The organism is uncultured Leifsonia sp. (genome assembly GCF_945957465.1).
Taxonomy (GTDB): domain Bacteria; phylum Actinomycetota; class Actinomycetes; order Actinomycetales; family Microbacteriaceae; genus Leifsonia.
Window position 1 is genome coordinate 241781 of sequence record NZ_CAMFLC010000001.1, and the last position, 15246, is coordinate 257026.

Here is a 15246-nt window from a genome sequence, read left to right on the forward strand (position 1 = left end):
GGCATGACCACTGCATGCCCGCTCCTGTTCGACCGCACCGTCCTCCCGCTCGCCGAGCTGTTCTCGCTCGTGCTCGACGGCCAGCTCTACCGGGTCGGCGAGGCCTTCGCGGCGATCGACACGCCTGACACGCCGGCGTTGCGCGCTCAGGCGTTCGGCGCGCTTCGCCCCGGCCGGCTGGTCGCCGACCGGGGCACGGCCGCTTGGATCCACGGCACTCGCTCCACGCCTCCCCTGCAACCGCAAGTCTGCATCGACCGCAGGAGCCGAGGTCGGGTGCCCACCGGCTTCGACGCGCACCAGCACGCGCTCGGCCCGGCAGACACGCTCGACCTCGACGGGGTGTGGGTGACGACCCCGTTGCGCACCGCGATGGACCTCGTACTCACGCTCCCGGTCTTCGGCGCCGCGGAGGCACTCGAAGCGAGGCACCTGCTGGCGATCGCACGGGCCTCGCCCGAGGACCTGGCGGGCCGCCTGGCGAGCTCGCGTCGGCGCGGCGCCGCACGGGCGGTCATGCGCCTGGCCGGCATCGAGCGCGCGGAGCTACCAGGATCGGCCGAGTTCGCGGATCCGGCCGAGTTCGCGGAGCCCGCGTGAACCTCCTGAGGACGCGATCAGCCGCCGCTGACGCGATACACGTCGTAGACGCCGTCGATGCGCCGCACGGCATTGAGCACGCGGTCGAGATGCGTGGTGTCGCCCATCTCGAACACGAACCTGCTCAGAGCGAGTCGATCGCTCGAGGTGGTGACCGTTGCCGACAGGATGTTCACGTGATGCTCGGAGAGCACCCGCGTGACATCGGAGAGCAGCCCGGAGCGGTCGAGCGCCTCGACCTGGATCTGCACCAGGAACACGCTCTTCGAACTCGGCGCCCACTCCACATCGATCATGCGGTCGGGCTCCTGCAGCAGGGACTGCACGTTGTGACAGTTGGCCTGGTGCACCGAGACGCCCTGTCCGCGGGTCACGAAGCCGACGATCGGGTCGCCCGGAACAGGGGTGCAGCACTTCGCGAGCTTCACCAGGATGTCCGGAGCACCGCGCACGAGCACACCCGAGTCGCTGTTGCGCAACTGCCTCGCACGCCCCTTGACGGGGATCTCCAACTCGCCGTCGGACTCGACCTCGCTCTGCAGCGAAGCCACGATCTTCTCGATCACCGACTGCGTCGAGATGTGGCCTTCGCCGACGGAGGCGTAGAGCGATGAGACGTCGGGATGCTTCAGCGACGACGCGACCTCGACCAGCGCGTCCTGCGTCATCAGCTTCTGCAGAGGGAGGTTCTGCTTGCGCATCGCGCGCGCGATCGCGTCCTTGCCCTGCTCGATCGCCTCGTCTCGGCGCTCTTTGGTGAACCACTGGCGGATCTTGTTGCGCGCTCGGGGGCTTTTGACGAAGTTCAGCCAGTCCTGACTCGGACCGGAGTCGGGGTTCTTGGAGGTGAAGATCTCCACGACGTCACCCGTGGAGAGCGCGCTCTCCAGCGGCACCAGGCGACCGTTCACCTTGGCGCCCATGGTGCGGTGCCCCACCTCCGTGTGCACGGCATACGCGAAGTCCACCGGGGTCGCGCCCGCGGGGAGGCCGATGACGCGCCCCTTCGGGGTGAAGACGTAGACCTCCTTCGCACCGATCTCGAATCGGAGCGAATCGAGGAACTCCGAGGGGTCGGCCGTCTCGGCCTGCCAGTCGGAGATATGCGCGAGCCAAGCCAGGTCGGTGTCGACCTTGGCGGGGCCACCGGTGCTCTTGCCGGTGGTCTGCTCCTTGTACTTCCAGTGCGCTGCCACACCGAACTCCGCACGCTGGTGCATCTCCTCCGTGCGGATCTGGATCTCGACCGGGCGGCCCTGGGGCCCGATCACCGTGGTGTGCAGCGACTGATAGAGATTGAACTTCGGAGTCGCGATGTAGTCCTTGAACCGGCCCGGCATCGGCGTCCACCTGGCGTGGATCGAGCCGAGCACCGCGTAGCAGTCGCGCACCGTGTTCACGAGGACGCGGATGCCCACCAGGTCGTAGATGTCGTCGAACTCCCGCCCGCGCACGACCATCTTCTGGTAGATCGAGTAGTACTGCTTCGGTCGGCCCACGACCTTGCCGCGGATCTTCGCCGTCTTGAGGTCGTCGTTGATCGCGTCGATGACCTGCTGCACGAGACGCTCGCGCTCCGGGGTGCGCTGCTTCACCAGGCTCTCGATCTCGGCGTAGAGCTTGGGATAGAGCACGGCGAACGAGAGGTCCTCGAGCTCCCATTTGATCGTCTGGATACCGAGGCGGTGCGCCAGCGGGGCGTAGATCTCGAGGGTCTCGGTCGCCTTGCGGGTGGCGTTCGCGGCGGGCACGAAGCCCCAGGTGCGAGCGTTGTGCAGACGATCGGCGAGCTTGATGATGAGCACACGGATGTCCTTGGACATCGCCACGATCATCTTGCGGACGGTCTCGGCCTGCGCGCTGTCGCCGTACTTGACCTTGTCGAGCTTGGTGACACCGTCGACCAGCATCGCGATCTCGTCGCCGAACTGATCCCGCAGCTCGTCCAACGTGTAGCTGGTGTCTTCGACCGTGTCGTGAAGCAGCGCGGCCGCGATCGTCTTCGCGCCGATGCCGAGGTCGGCGATGATCTGGGCGACGGCGACGGGGTGCGTGATGTACGGCTCGCCCGACCGGCGCTTCTGGCCGTCGTGCGCCCGCTCGGCGACCGCGTAGGCGCGTTCGATGAGCGACAGGTCGGCCTTCGGATGGTGCATACGGACCGTGCGGATCAGGGTGTCGACCGCTCCGGCGGGCTGCGCGCGAGAGAAGATGCGGGGAACGAGGCGGCGCAGCGAAGCGGACTGCGGTGTCGAAGTGTCAACCATGCGCTCGCCTCCTCTCGTCCATTATGGCCGCTGATCCGGCCCGGACAGCGGCCCCCCGGACGCCTGCCAGGCGAGCATGCCGCCGGCGACGTTCGCCGCCGGGTAGTTCGCCTCCACGAGCGCGTCCGTCACCATGCGGGAGCGGGCCCCGCTGTGACAGATCACCAGGATCTGCGCGTCCTCCGGCAACTCGTGCTGGCGGTGGCCCAGTTCGGAGAGGGGGATGTGATGGGCAGTCGGCGCGTGACCGGCCTCCCACTCGTCCACCTCCCGAACGTCGAGCAACCACGCTGCTCCGGAGTCGATGAGCTCACGCGCGCGCGCGGCGCTCACCTCATCGTCCGACAGGTAGAAACCGCTCACGCGCCCCCGCTATTCCGCCGCTACCGGCTCGACCGCAGAGACGGTCGCCTTCGGACGTACCGAGAGCACCTTCTGGTCGTGCTTCTTGATCGCGGCTTCGCCCTCGCGGAACTGCGAGTACATCGGGGCCGCGAGGAAGATCGTCGAATACGTACCCACGATGATGCCGATGAGGAGCGCGAGCGAGATGTCGCGGAGTGTCGCCGCACCGAACGCATACGCGCCGATGAAGAGGATGGACGCGACCGGCAGCACCGCCACCACCGCGGTGTTGATCGATCGCACCAGCGTCTGGTTGACGGCGAGGTTCACCGCCTCCGGGAACGTCCGCCTGGTGAGATCCAGCTCCTCGCGGGTGTTCTCTCGCACCTTGTCGAAGACCACGACGGTGTCGTAGAGCGAGTAGCCGAGGATCGTCAGGAAACCGATCATCGTCGCGGGCGACACCTCGAAGCCGACGAGCGCATAGATTCCCGCCGTGATGATGAGGTCGTGGAACAGCGAGATGATCGCCGAAGCCGACATCTTCCACGTGCGGAAGTACAGTGCCATGGCGATGAAGGCCAGCAGGAGGAAGACGATCAGGCCCTGGATGGTCTGCTGGGTGACGTCCGCGCCCCACGAGGGACCGATGAAGGTCGAGGAGACCTCGGACGACGGGACCCCGTACGCCTTCGCCAGAGCGTCCCCGACCGCCTTGGTCTGGGTCTCGGACAACTGATCGGTCTGCACCTGGATCGCGTTGGTGCCGACGACGCTCACATGCGACACGGCGTTCGGCACCACGCCCTGCACGGCGCCTTGCGCCTTGGAGGTGTCGGTGCTCTGCACCTGGCTGATGAGGAACTGGGATCCACCGCGGAACTCGATCGAGAAGTTGAACCCGCCCTTGACGACCGGGATCAGGATCGAGATGACGACCATCACGATCGCGATGGAGTACCAGATCTTGCGCTTGCCGACGAAGTCGAACGAGCGGGCGCCGGTGTAGAGGTCGTTTCCGAACCGGGTGAGGCGGCTGGCCATCAGTTGTCCTTCCCCTCGGACGAGCGATCCGACGAGGTCGATGCGGAAGCGGAAGCGAGCTCGGCCGCCTTGCGCTCGGCGATCGTCTGGCGGCGGGCGGCCTCCCCGCTGCTGCGAGCCGCCTTGCCCGCGCCGACGGTCGCCGGGGTCGGTGTGCGGAAGCGCGCGGCACCGCGATACACGGCGCCCAGGGCGTCTGGATCGAGGCCCGACAGCGGGTGTCCGCTGCTGAAGAACCGGGTCTTCGCGAGCAGCTGCAGCGTCGGGTGCGTGAACAGCAGCACCACGATCACGTCGATGATCGTCGTGAGGCCGAGCGTGAACGCGAAGCCGCGGACGTTCGCCGCCGCGAGGATGTACAGGACGACCGCGGCGAGGAGGTTGGTCGCCTTGGACGCGTAGATCGTGCGTCGCGCGCGGCCCCAGCCGGCCTCGACTGCGGATTCGAGGCTCCGCCCATCCCGGAGCTCATCTCGTATTCGCTCGAAGTACACGATGAACGAGTCGGCCGTGAAGCCGATCGCCACGATCAGACCCGCGACGCCGGCCAGCGAGAGACGGTAGTCGTAGTGCCACGACAGCAGCGAGATCGTGAGCCAGGTGAGCGAACCGGCGACCACGAGCGAGAAGATCGTGACCAGGCCGAGAAGACGGTACTGGAAGAACGTGTAGATCGCGACCAGGATCAGACCGATCAGACCGGCGATCAGTCCGCTGATGAGCTGCGAGGTGCCCAGCGTGGCCGAGATGTCGTCCTGGCTCTGCACCTTGAAGCTGAACGGCAGCGCGCCGAACTTCAGCTGATCGGCGAGGGCCTTGGCACTGGCTTCCGTGAAGTTGCCCGAGATCTGCGGCTTGCCGTCGGTGATGACGGCGTTCGTCGTGGGCGCCGAGATGACCCGGCCATCGAGAACGATGGCGAACTGGTTCTGCGCGCCGGTCAGGCCGTTGAGCCGCGTGGTGACCTCGGCGAACTGCTTGGTGCCGGTGCTGTCGAAGACGATGTTGACCGCCCACTGACCGTTCGACACGCCCTGCGAGCTCTGCATGATGCCGGCGCTCGCGTCGGAGATGTTCTGGCCCTTGACCTCCACCGGGCCGAGCAGGTACTTGACCGTGTTGCCGTCGTCACACGTGATGAGCGGCTTGTCGGTCGGCGCGGCGCTGAGGTCTTTGTTCTTGTTGGCCGCGCAGTCGTACGCGTTGAACTGCGCCTGAAGCTCGGGCGTGACCCAGGCGAGGTCGCTGCCGTTCGTCGGCTTGGTGGACGGAGTCGACTGGAGGCCGGGGGCCGGGCTCGGAGCGGGGGTCGACTTGCCGTCGGCGCCCACGACCTCGTTGGTCGGGCCGCTCGTCGCGAGGACGGGGCGGAAATCGAGGCGCGCACTCGCCTTGACCCGGTCGAGCGTCTGCTGGTCGGGCTTGCCCGGCAGCGAGACCACGATGTTTCGCGAGCCCTCGGTGGAGATCTGCGCCTCGGAGACGCCCGAGGCGTCGATGCGCTGGCGGATGATCGACACCGCCTGGTCGAGCTGCTGCTGCTGCACGGTCTGGCCGTTCTCGACCTGCGGCGCGAGGATGATCTGCGTGCCGCCCTCCAAGTCGAGCGCGAGCTTGGGCAGCCACGTCGCGTTGCTGAAGAGGACGCCGGCCGCGAGGGTCCCGAGAAGGACCACCACGATGACGCCGAGCCACGTCAGCGAACGCCAGGCTTTTTTGACCGGGGTCGACTTTGCCACCTAGGAACTCAGCTTTCTACGAGCGAACCGCGCACCCTCTCGGCGCGCGGAGCACAGGGATGCTATCAGTCGTCGCTCTTGGCGCCGGGCTTCTTCGGCGCGTCGTCGATCCGCTCGCCGAACTCCGGCTCCGACGGCTCGACGGCGATCGCGTGATCCTCGTTGAGCTCCGGACCGGCGGCCTCGACGTCGGCGGTCTCGGCGGTCTTCGGCTCGACGACGCGGGCGAGCACCTGACGGTGCACCTTCACGACGTGGCCGGGGCTGGTCTCGATGAGCGCGGTGTTGTCGTCCTCGTCGACGGACAGCAGGGTGCCGTAGAGCCCGAAGTTGGTCATGACCTCGGCGCCTGGCACCATCTTCGAGCGCGTCTCCGCCTGCTCCTTCTGCCGCTTGCGGCTGTTGCGGAACATGAAGAACACGAGGGCCGCCAAGATGACGACCATCACAATGGTCAACGGGTCAATGGGCATGAAGTCTGCCGAACCTTCCGGTTAAGTCAAGGGGGTAGGCGAATGGCCAGCTTGAATTATAGGTCATCCATCAGGGACGGTTGCTGTGAGTGGCCCTGCTGCGGGCTGGGCATCCCGAAGTGCCGCCAGGCCGCGGGGGTCGCGACACGTCCGCGCGGGGTGCGCGAGAGCAGCCCGATGCGCACGAGGAAGGGCTCGACGACCGACTCGATGGTCTCCGCCTCTTCGCCCACCGACACCGCGAGGGTGTTCAGCCCCACCGGTCCACCGTCGAATCGCTCCAGGATCGCGTGCAGCACTGCGCGGTCGAGGCGGTCGAGGCCGAGAGCGTCGACGTCGTAGAGGTCGAGCGCGGAGCGCACCGCCTCGCGGTCGGCGCGGCGGCCGTGGACGAGCGCGTAGTCGCGCACGCGGCGCAGCAGCCGGTTGGCGATGCGCGGGGTCCCCCGGCAGCGCCCGGCGATCTCGGCGAGGGCCTCCCGGTCGATCTCGAACTCCAGCATGGTGGCCGCCCGCGAGAGCACCTGCGTCAGTTCGCTTTCGTCGTAGAACTCGAGGTGGGCGGTGAATCCGAATCGGTCGCGCAGCGGGTTCGGCAGCAGCCCGGAACGCGTCGTGGCTCCGACGAGGGTGAACGGCGCGAGCTCGAGCGGGATGGAGGTGGCGCCTGCGCCCTTGCCGACCATGATGTCGATCCGGAAGTCCTCCATGGCCAGGTAGAGCATCTCCTCGGCGGAGCGCGCCATGCGGTGGATCTCGTCGATGAAGAGCACCTCCCCCGGCGTCAGTGAGGACAGCAGCGCGGCGAGGTCGCCCGCGTGCTGGATCGCCGGCCCGCTGGAGAGCCGCAGGGGCCGCTCGCTCTCGTGAGCCACGATCATCGCAAGGGTCGTCTTGCCGAGCCCCGGAGGCCCGGCGAGAAGGATGTGGTCCGCTGTGCGATCCTGCATCTTGGCTGCCGTGAGCAGCAGCTGAAGCTGCCCGCGCACCTTCGCCTGGCCCACGAACTCCGACAGTGTGCGGGGACGCAGGGCGCCCTCGAACGCGAGCTCGGACTCGGACTCGAGCTCGGGGGCGGTGAGGTCGTCGCTCATCGTGCGGCGCCCCTCGCCGGACCCGCCGCTGCCGGGCCGAGCCGAGCGAGCGTGAGACGCAGGAGCGTCTGCACGGAATCACGCGCGCTTTCGTCCGTCTCGGCGACGACGTCGGCGACCGCCTCCGCCGCGACCTTCTCGGGCCAGCCGAGGCCCACCAGCGCCACGAGCACGCTGTCGGGAACCGCCGACGGCGCTCCCCCGGTCGGGACGGCACGCGCCGGCGCGCGGCGCGCGGCGGCCAGCTTGCCCGTGAGCGACACGACGATCAGCTTGGCGGTCTTGGGTCCGATGCCCGACACCTTGCGGAACGGGGCGTCGTCGTCCGCGGCGACCGCGTCGGCGACCTGCTCCGGGCTGAGCACGGACAGGACGCCGATCGCCGATTTCGGGCCGACTCCCGAAACGCCGTTGAGCAGTTCGAAGACCTGCAATTGCTCGAGGTCGGAGAAGCCGAAGAGTTGGAGAGCGTCTTCGCGCACGATCAGCGTCGTGTGGACGAACGCCTCCTCGCCGACGCGCAAGGACAGCACGTGGTCGGGGGTGAGCTGCACGGCGAAGCCGACGCCGCCCACCTCGATCACAGCGGTACCGCCGATCGCAGAGAGGACGGTGCCGCGGAGGGAGGAGATCACCTGGCAAGCCTACGGGGCGCCGCCGACGCCCGGGCGGAGCGCTCGGCGGCGCGCCATGCCGCCTGGGCGGGAGTCTGCGCCTCCCCGGTCGCCGCGGCGCCCGTCTCGGTTGAGCCGCGCCACGCGTGGCAGATCGCGATCGCGAGCGCGTCGGCCGCGTCGGCCGGCTTGGGGGCCTCGGCAAGCCCGAGGATGCGGGCGACCATCGCCTGCACCTGCCGCTTGTCGGCCGAGCCGTAGCCGGTGATCGCGGCTTTCACCTCGCTCGGCGTGTGCAGGGCGACGGGGAGGCCGCGACGGGCGGCGGAGTGCAGGGCGACACCGCTCACCTGGGCGACCCCCATGACGGTTCGGAGGTTGTGCTGGGCGAAGACCCGCTCGATGGCGACGACTTCGGGACGATGCTCGTCGAGGAGGGCGTCGAGGCCGGTGCCCACGGCGAGCAGCCGTTTCTCCAGCGGCATGTCCGCCGGAGTCCGGATGACCGTGACCTCCACCAGCGTCGCGCGGCGGTCGGGTCGCACGTCGACCACACCGACGCCGCAGCGCGTCAGACCCGGGTCGATGCCGAGCACCCGGATCGTCATCGCGGCGCCCCTTCTGTCGTGTTCGGACGGTCCGTCCCGCCGGGACTACTCGTCGTCTTCGAGCTGGGCCTGCACCTCGGGTGTGAGGTCGAGGTTGGTGTAGACGTTCTGCACGTCGTCGGAGTCCTCCAGCGCGTCGATGAGCCGGAACACCTTGCGTGCCACCTCGACGTCGGCCTCGACGTTCACCGTGGCCACGAACTCGGCGTCGGCCGAGTCGTAGTCGATGCCCGCCTCCTGCAGAGCCGTGCGCGCTGCGACGAGGTCGGTGGCCTCCGTCAGCACCTCGAAGCTCTCGCCGCGGTCGGTGACCTCCTCTGCACCGGCGTCGAGGACCGCCGAGAGCACGGCGTCCTCATCGACACCGTCGGCGTGCGGGACGACGATGACGCCCTTGCGGTGGAAGTTGTAGGCCACGCTCCCCGGGTCGGCCATGGTGCCGCCGTTGCGCGTCATCGCGGTGCGCACCTCGGCGGCGGCGCGGTTCTTGTTCTCGGTGAGGCACTCGATCAGTAGCGCGACGCCGCCCGGGCCGTAGCCCTCGTACATGATCGTGGTGTAGTCGATCGACTCGCCGGTCAGACCCGCACCGCGCTTGATGGCCCGATCGATGTTGTCGTTCGGGACGGAGGTCTTCTTCGCCTTCTGGACCGCGTCGACCAGGGTCGGGTTTCCCGAGAGGTCGGCGCCGCCGGTCTTGGCCGCCACCTCGATGTTCTTGATGAGCTTCGCGAACGACTTGGCGCGGCGGGCGTCGATGACCGCCTTCTTGTGCTTGGTCGTTGCCCACTTGGAATGCCCGGACACTGGTGCTCCCTCGAGTTGCGGTTGAACCTGTCCATAATAATGCCTCGGCTGCGACGGGCCCGAAGGCGACGGCGACGGAGCGTCGAGGCACCGGCTCCGGACGAGGCCGTGGCGCCCGAGGCGGACTACCGCATCGCGAGCGCCCGGTGCACCGACGCGACAGCGCTGGCACCCTCGCCTACCGCGGCGGCGATCCGTTTCATCGAGCCGTGCCTGACGTCTCCCGCCGCGAACACGCCGGAGATGCTCGTCTCGAACGGCAGCGGCCCGCGTCCGGCTCTCCGGGCAGGCGGGAGGTCGACGTCGGTGAGCAGGAACCCGCTGACGTCGACCGCCGCGCCGCTCAGCCACGATGCCCGCGGCTCGGCGCCGACGAAGCAGAACAGGGCTGCGGCGGCGAGCTGCTCGTGCTCCCCCGTCGCCGACGAGGTCAGCGTCACGGCCTCCAGTTGGTCGCCGCCGAGCAGACCGGTCACGTCCGACGACGGGTGCACCGTGATCCGCTCGTGCGAGAGCACCCGGTCGACCAGGTACGTCGACATCTTGGCGGCGATGTCCGGTCCGCGCACCACGAGCGCGACCTCGCTCCCCAGACTCGCGAGATACAGCGCGGCCTGCCCGGCCGAGTTCGCGCCGCCGACCACCACAGCCGGGCGTCCGGCGACGGTGCGCGCCTCGAGCTCCGTCGTGGCGAAGAAGATGCTCCCGCCCTCGAAGTCCGCCCAGCGGTCGAGCGGGAGGCGCCGGTACCGGGCACCGGTCGCGACCACGATCGCCCTGGCGCGGATGCTCTCGCCCTCCACCAGCGTCAGCTCATGGTCGCCCTCGGCCGCTGCGCGCGCCGCGACCTCGGCCGGAGCCGAGAGCCTGACTCCGAACTTGAGCGCCTGGACGAGGCCGAGCTCGGTGATCTCTCCACCGGAGACGCCGGACGGGAAGCCCAGGTAGTTCTCGATGCGGGAGTTCGCCGCCGCCTGGCCGCCCGGCGCGAGCGCGTCGACGACCAGCGTCGAGAGACCCTCCGACGCACCGTAGATCCCGGCCGCGAGACCGGCGGGCCCCGCGCCGACGACGACCAGGTCGAACTCGTCGCCATCCCGGTAGCGATAGGCGAGGCCCACCGCCTCGGCGAGCGCGAGCGGGGTCGCCTGCGCGATCACCGTGTCGCGGGCGACGACCAGCGGGAGGTCGAGATCCGCCTGGCCCGACGCCTCCAGCGCGTCGCGCCCCTGCTCGGTGCCGACGTCGTACCAACGGTGCGGCAGCTCCATCCGTCCGGCGTATCGCCGCAGCGCCAGCGCGGCGGCTGAACCTTCGGTGCCGAAGATCTGGGTGGTGCGGCCCGCGGCGGCCATCAGCAGCCGCCGCCGCGCCCGGAAGGCACCGAGCAGCGTCTCCGACAGCGCGCCGTCGTTCGACATCAGCTGTTTGAACACCGCGTTCGGGATGCGGCGAACGGTGCTGGGCTCCACGATCCGCGCGGTCAGCAGCGAGGCCTGCCCGGTGAGCATGCTCAGTTCGCCGAGGAACTCCCCCGCCTGCCATTCGGCGACGACGCGGGCCGGCGAGTCCGCCGTCGCCTCGCGCACGATGTCCACACGCCCCGACTCCATCACGAAGAAGTCGAGCTCGTCGTCGCCGGCGCGGAACAGGGTGTCGCCGACCGCGAACTCCTCGGACGCACCGAGCGCCAGCAGTCGCGCCAGCGCGTCGTGCTCGAGGACCGGGTTGGCGGCAGTGCCGACCGGGACCCGGAACGGCGGCCGCTCAGCGGGTGGCGTCGACACGCCGTGATCATAGAGGGCTGCGGGCGCGTCGCGCCAGAGCGTCAGCCCCGTGCTCGCACCTTCGCCAGGAAGTATGCGTGGAAGCGCGTGTCCCCGGTGATCTCGGGATGGAACGAGGTGCCGAGGAGTCCGCCCTGCTCGACCGCCACCACGCGGCCGTCCGGCACGCGCGCCAGCACGGACGCGCGCTCCCCCACGCTGTCGACGATCGGCGCGCGGATGAACACCGCGTGCACCGGCTCCTGACCCAGCTGCGGGATGTCGAGGTCGGTCTCGAAGGAATCGACCTGGGACCCGAAGGCGTTGCGGCGTACGGCGACGTCCAGGCCGCCGAGGCTCTGCTGGCCGGCGATCCCGTCGACGATCGTGTCGGCGAGCATGATCAGGCCGGCGCACGTGCCGTACACCGGGAGGCCTCCCGCGATCGCCGCCTTCAGGGGCTCGGCGAGGCCGAACGCCCGGGACAGCTTGTCCATGACGCTCGACTCGCCGCCGGGGATGACCAGGCCTGCGACCTGCTCGAGCTCCTCCGGACGGCGCACCGGCACCGCGTCGGCGCCCAGCCCGCGCAGGACCGCGATGTGTTCGCGGAAGTCGCCCTGCAAGGCGAGGACGCCGACGCGGAGGCCGGAGGCTCCGCCCGGCTCCGTGAGGGGATTACCAGCCACGCTCGGCGAGACGGTGCGGGGCGGCCAGGTCGGACACGTTGATGCCGACCATCGCCTCACCGAGACCGCGGGAAACCTCCGCGATGACCTTCGGGTCGTCGTAGAACGTGGTCGCCTTGACGATCGCGGCCGCGCGCTGCTCGGGATTGCCCGACTTGAAGATGCCGGACCCGACGAACACGCCGTCCGCGCCCAACTGCATCATCATCGCAGCGTCGGCGGGTGTGGCCACGCCGCCGGCGGTGAACAGCACAACGGGGAGCTTGCCGGTCTCGGCGATCTCGGCGACGAGCTCGTAGGGGGCCTGGAGGTCCTTCGCGGCGACGTACAGCTCGTCACGGCTCATCGACGTGAGGGCATTGATCTCCGACGTGATCTTGCGGATGTGCTTGGTGGCCTCCGACACGTCGCCGGTGCCGGCCTCGCCCTTGGAGCGGATCATCGCGGCGCCCTCGTTGATGCGGCGCAGCGCCTCGCCCAGGTTGGTGGCACCGCAGACGAACGGCACGGTGAACTTCCACTTGTCGATGTGGTTGACGTAGTCGGCGGGCGAGAGCACCTCGGACTCGTCGATGTAGTCGACGTCGAGCGCCTCCAGGACCTGCGCCTCGACGAAGTGGCCGATGCGGGCCTTCGCCATGACCGGGATGGACACCTCGGCGATGATCGCCTCGATGAGGTCAGGGTCGCTCATCCGGGCGACGCCGCCCTGGGCGCGGATGTCGGCGGGGACCCGCTCGAGCGCCATGACGGCGACGGCGCCGGCGTCCTCGGCGATGCGCGCCTGCTCGGGGGTGACGACGTCCATGATGACGCCGCCCTTCAGCATTTCGGCCAGGCCGCGCTTGACCCGGCTCGATCCGGTCGCGGTCGCCTGTTCTGTGTCTGTCATCGTCGCCCTCTCTGCGGTACAAACTCTGTTTTGGCCTATGCCGAACGATAGCATCCCCCTCGCGGCTCACTAGACTCGGAAAGCCAGGGGGTGGAATGGACGAACAGGTCATCACGGGAACGACGGCGGCGGAGATCGCCGCGAGCGTGCGTGCGCTCCACGAACGCGGGACGCTCCGCCGTGGCGACGCGCTGCCGCCGGTGCGCGAGCTGGCCGCCCGGCTGCGGGTCAACCGCAACACCGCCGTCGCGGCCTACCGGCTGCTCGCCCAGGCCGGGGTGGTGGTCGCCCGCGGCCGCGCAGGCACGGTCATCGCGGGCGTGGAGGCGGTCGCCCAGGAGGGCTTCGCCGCCGACAGCGTGCTCCGCGACATCGGGACGGGCAATCCCGACCCCCGTCGGATCCCCGACCTGTCCACCGCGCTCGCCCGTGCGGTCGGCCGGCCGGTGCTCTACGGCGAGCCGGTCATCGACCCCGCCCTGGAGGCCAGAGCCCTCTCCTGGGTGCGGGAAGACCTTCCGCTGCACGACATGCGGATCACGGTCACCAACGGCGCGGTCGACGCCGTCGAGCGACTGCTCGCGCAGGCGCTGCTGCGCGACGACGCGGTCGCGCTCGAGGACCCGTGCTTCCTGGCCAGCATCCACACCGTCCGGCACGGCGGCTACCGAGCCGTTCCCGTCCCGGTCGACGCCGAGGGGATGACGGTCGACGGGCTGGCCGCGGCGCTCGACGCCGGTGTGCGGGCGATCATCTGCACGCCGCGCGCTCAGAACCCGACGGGCGCGACCCTCTCCCCCGCCCGCGCGGCCGAGCTGCGCGCACTGCTCGCCGATCACCCCTACGTTCTCGTGATCGAGGACGACCACTTCTCCATGCTGTCGCAGCGGTCGTACGAGACCCTCATCGGTCCGGGCCACCAGCGGTTCGCGCTGGTGCGCTCGGTGTCGAAGTTCCTCGGTCCGGACATGTGCCTCGCGGTCGCGGCGACGGATCCGGAGACCGCCGAGCGGCTCGCTTTCCGGCTCAGCCCCGGCACGACCTGGGTCAGCCACATCCTGCAGCGACTCGTGCTCGCCCAGCTGAACGACGGGAGCGTGCTCGCCGAGGTCGCGGAGGCCGGCCACCACTACGCCGAGCGCAACGCCGACTTCGCCGCACGCCTGACCGAGCGCGGGCTGCCGACGGAGGCCGCCGACGGGCTCAACCTGTGGGTCGACCTCCCCGTCGAGGCACGCTCCGTCGCCGAGAGGCTGATGCGGCGCGGCTGGCTAGCCCGCACCGGCGACGAATTCGGGCTGGACGACCGGCGGCCGCCGTCGCACCACCTGCGGTTGACCGTGCACGACCTCACGCCGGACGAGAGCGAGCGGCTGCTCGACGATCTGGTCGACGTCGCGGTGCCCCGGGCGGATCGTCGACCGGCGGGATGAGAGGATCGGGGGATGAAGATCCTCTCGATCCAGTCCGCTGTCGCCTACGGTCACGTCGGCAACTCCGCCGCCGTCTTCCCTCTGCAGCGCATCGGCGTCGAGGTGCTCCCGGTGTACACCGTCACCTTCTCGAACCACACCGGGTACGGCGCCTGGCGCGGGCCGCTCATCTCTCCCGATGACGTCCGCGACGTGATCACCGGCATCGAGGAGCGCGGTGTCCTCCCCCACATCGACGCCGTCCTCTCCGGCTACCAGGGCAGCGAAGGCATCGGCCATGTGATCGTCGACGCGGTCGCCCGCGTCAAGGCGGCGAACCCGGACGCCGTGTACGCCTGCGATCCGGTCATGGGCAACGCGAAGTCCGGCTGCTTCGTGGCACCGGCCATCCCCGAACTCCTGCGTGATCGGGTCGTGCCGGTCGCCGACATCATCACGCCGAACCAGTTCGAGCTCGGCTACCTGACGGGCACCGAGCCCGGCGACCTGGAGTCCACCCTCGCCTCGGTCGATGCGGCCCGCGCGATGGGCCCGCGCACCGTCCTCGTGACGAGCGTCGAGCGCCCGGACCAGCCGGAGGACACGATCGAGATGCTCGCCGTGGACGACGCCGGCGCGTGGATCGTCCAGACGCCGCGGCTGCCGATGAAGGCGAACGGCTCCGGCGATGTGACGGCTGCGCTGTTCACCGCCCACTATGTCGCCTCCCGCGACGCGGCGAGCGCGCTGCGCAAGACGGTGTCGAGTGTGTACGACCTCCTCGACCGCACGCTGCAGTCGGGCGAGCGGGAGCTGCAGCTGGTCGAGTCGCAGGAGTTCTACGCGCACCCGCGCGAGCAGTTCGCCGTCACGCAGGTGCGCTGACCACTCGAGAG

15 protein-coding genes are annotated in these 15246 nt (G+C 69.5%); 3 read left to right on the forward strand and 12 right to left on the reverse strand.

Annotated features, from left to right (window positions below; all coding sequences use genetic code 11):
* Nucleotides 1-3: 3 nt before the first annotated feature.
* Nucleotides 4-600, forward strand: a complete 597-nt coding sequence (locus tag Q0Q23_RS01090; RefSeq protein WP_295117969.1) for a type IV toxin-antitoxin system AbiEi family antitoxin — start codon at nt 4-6, stop codon at nt 598-600.
* A 17-nt stretch (nt 601-617) separates the two neighbouring features.
* Here the strand turns inward: Q0Q23_RS01090 and Q0Q23_RS01095 are convergent, their stop codons facing one another.
* From Q0Q23_RS01095 to pdxS, 12 genes are all read right to left on the reverse strand, one after another.
* The gene (locus Q0Q23_RS01095; protein WP_295117972.1) at nt 618-2867 is read right to left on the reverse strand and encodes a bifunctional (p)ppGpp synthetase/guanosine-3',5'-bis(diphosphate) 3'-pyrophosphohydrolase; all 2250 of its coding nucleotides are present in this window, start codon (nt 2865-2867) and stop codon (nt 618-620) included.
* Nucleotides 2868-2888: 21 nt separating this feature from the next.
* Nucleotides 2889-3230, reverse strand: a complete 342-nt coding sequence (locus tag Q0Q23_RS01100; RefSeq protein ID WP_295117975.1) for a rhodanese-like domain-containing protein — start codon at nt 3228-3230, stop codon at nt 2889-2891.
* A gap of 9 nt (nt 3231-3239) precedes the next feature.
* Nucleotides 3240-4256 carry a protein translocase subunit SecF gene (gene secF / locus Q0Q23_RS01105; RefSeq protein WP_295117977.1) on the reverse strand — a complete coding sequence of 339 codons (1017 nt, stop codon included), beginning with the start codon at nt 4254-4256 and terminating at the stop codon, nt 3240-3242.
* The gene (gene secD / locus Q0Q23_RS01110) at nt 4256-5995 is read right to left on the reverse strand and encodes a protein translocase subunit SecD (RefSeq protein WP_295117982.1); all 1740 of its coding nucleotides are present in this window, start codon (nt 5993-5995) and stop codon (nt 4256-4258) included. The genes secF and secD overlap by 1 nt, the downstream gene beginning before the upstream one ends.
* A 65-nt stretch (nt 5996-6060) precedes the next feature.
* Complete coding sequence (gene yajC / locus Q0Q23_RS01115; RefSeq protein ID WP_295117986.1) at nt 6061-6468, reverse strand: preprotein translocase subunit YajC; 408 nt, start codon at nt 6466-6468, stop codon at nt 6061-6063.
* Between the two features lie 56 nt (nt 6469-6524).
* Nucleotides 6525-7562, reverse strand: a complete 1038-nt coding sequence (ruvB, locus tag Q0Q23_RS01120) for a Holliday junction branch migration DNA helicase RuvB (RefSeq protein ID WP_295117989.1) — start codon at nt 7560-7562, stop codon at nt 6525-6527.
* Nucleotides 7559-8197: a Holliday junction branch migration protein RuvA gene (gene ruvA / locus Q0Q23_RS01125; protein WP_295117992.1), complete on the reverse strand. Its 639-nt coding sequence runs from the start codon at nt 8195-8197 to the stop codon at nt 7559-7561. The genes ruvB and ruvA overlap by 4 nt, the downstream gene beginning before the upstream one ends.
* Nucleotides 8194-8778: a crossover junction endodeoxyribonuclease RuvC gene (gene ruvC / locus Q0Q23_RS01130; RefSeq protein ID WP_295118090.1), complete on the reverse strand. Its 585-nt coding sequence runs from the start codon at nt 8776-8778 to the stop codon at nt 8194-8196. Before ruvC ends, ruvA begins: the two co-directional genes overlap by 4 nt.
* A 51-nt stretch (nt 8779-8829) precedes the next feature.
* Nucleotides 8830-9591 (reverse strand): YebC/PmpR family DNA-binding transcriptional regulator, encoded by a 762-nt coding sequence (locus Q0Q23_RS01135; RefSeq protein ID WP_295117995.1) that lies wholly within the window; start codon nt 9589-9591, stop codon nt 8830-8832.
* A gap of 125 nt (nt 9592-9716) precedes the next feature.
* Nucleotides 9717-11378: an FAD-dependent oxidoreductase gene (locus tag Q0Q23_RS01140; RefSeq protein WP_295117998.1), complete on the reverse strand. Its 1662-nt coding sequence runs from the start codon at nt 11376-11378 to the stop codon at nt 9717-9719.
* A 41-nt stretch (nt 11379-11419) separates the two neighbouring features.
* Nucleotides 11420-12046, reverse strand: coding sequence for a pyridoxal 5'-phosphate synthase glutaminase subunit PdxT (gene pdxT, locus Q0Q23_RS01145; RefSeq protein WP_295118001.1), 627 nt, complete (start codon nt 12044-12046; stop codon nt 11420-11422).
* Complete coding sequence (gene pdxS, locus Q0Q23_RS01150; RefSeq protein ID WP_295118004.1) at nt 12036-12938, reverse strand: pyridoxal 5'-phosphate synthase lyase subunit PdxS; 903 nt, start codon at nt 12936-12938, stop codon at nt 12036-12038. The genes pdxT and pdxS overlap by 11 nt, the downstream gene beginning before the upstream one ends.
* Nucleotides 12939-13033: 95 nt before the next feature.
* On the opposite strand from pdxS, the gene Q0Q23_RS01155 reads away from it, so the two are divergent.
* Together Q0Q23_RS01155 and pdxY are read left to right on the forward strand one after the other, a co-directional pair.
* Nucleotides 13034-14371 carry an aminotransferase class I/II-fold pyridoxal phosphate-dependent enzyme gene (locus tag Q0Q23_RS01155; RefSeq protein WP_295118007.1) on the forward strand — a complete coding sequence of 446 codons (1338 nt, stop codon included), beginning with the start codon at nt 13034-13036 and terminating at the stop codon, nt 14369-14371.
* A gap of 12 nt (nt 14372-14383) precedes the next feature.
* Nucleotides 14384-15235, forward strand: a complete 852-nt coding sequence (pdxY, locus tag Q0Q23_RS01160; RefSeq protein WP_295118010.1) for a pyridoxal kinase PdxY — start codon at nt 14384-14386, stop codon at nt 15233-15235.
* Nucleotides 15236-15246: the final 11 nt, after the last annotated feature.

Excerpts from the sequence above, each read along its gene's own strand:
- yajC (WP_295117986.1), bottom strand. The coding sequence starts at position 6,468 with ATGCCCATTGACCCGTTGACCATTGTGATGGTCGTCATCTTGGCGGCC.
- secF (WP_295117977.1), bottom strand. The coding sequence starts at position 4,256 with ATGGCCAGCCGCCTCACCCGGTTCGGAAACGACCTCTACACCGGCGCC.
- pdxY (WP_295118010.1), top strand. The coding sequence starts at position 14,384 with ATGAAGATCCTCTCGATCCAGTCCGCTGTCGCCTACGGTCACGTCGGC.
- Q0Q23_RS01095 (WP_295117972.1), bottom strand. The coding sequence starts at position 2,867 with ATGGTTGACACTTCGACACCGCAGTCCGCTTCGCTGCGCCGCCTCGTT.
- Q0Q23_RS01155 (WP_295118007.1), top strand. The coding sequence starts at position 13,034 with ATGGACGAACAGGTCATCACGGGAACGACGGCGGCGGAGATCGCCGCG.
- Q0Q23_RS01090 (WP_295117969.1), top strand. The coding sequence starts at position 4 with ATGACCACTGCATGCCCGCTCCTGTTCGACCGCACCGTCCTCCCGCTC.
- pdxS (WP_295118004.1), bottom strand. The coding sequence starts at position 12,938 with ATGACAGACACAGAACAGGCGACCGCGACCGGATCGAGCCGGGTCAAG.
- ruvB (WP_295117989.1), bottom strand. The coding sequence starts at position 7,562 with ATGAGCGACGACCTCACCGCCCCCGAGCTCGAGTCCGAGTCCGAGCTC.